Genomic DNA, 446 nt, shown 5'->3' with positions numbered 1-446 from the left:
CGCCGCGGCGCGTTGTTGGGGTGGGTGGATGCCTCTTTCCGGCTGCGCGACCTCATCTCCGGCATTTTGGCCGGCAACGTCAACGCGGTCGGCGTGACGCTCGATCTGGATATCTACGATGGCACGACAGTGCACCCCGACAGCAGGATGTTCGACTCCAATGAAGGCGTCGATACGTCGGCCGCCAGGTTCCAGGCCGTCAGGTCGCTGACCCTGTATGGCCGTCCGTGGGTGGTGCTGGTTCGCTCCTTGCCGGCATTTGAGGCGCAACTGAATCAGCGTGCCGCGAACATGATCGCGTTGGTCGGCGAGCTGGGCAGCCTGATATTGGCCTGGGCCCTTTGGCTGTTACTGGGAAGCCGCAGGCGCGTGGTTGAGCTGGCCAGGGAAATGACGGCCGACCTGAGGCAGAGCGAAGCGCGGCAGGCACGCCTGAACCGTGCGCT

At 64.6% G+C, this 446-nt stretch carries 1 pseudogene; it reads left to right on the top strand.

Annotated features, from left to right (window positions below):
• A pseudogene (locus H3H36_RS26385) lies at positions 1-446 on the top strand (CHASE domain-containing protein); the annotation flags it as partial.

The organism is Rugamonas fusca (assembly GCF_014042365.1).
GTDB classification, from domain to species: domain Bacteria; phylum Pseudomonadota; class Gammaproteobacteria; order Burkholderiales; family Burkholderiaceae_D; genus Rugamonas; species Rugamonas fusca.
Note: the sequence above shows the minus strand (reverse complement) of the source record. Positions and strands in the feature narration are given on the sequence as shown.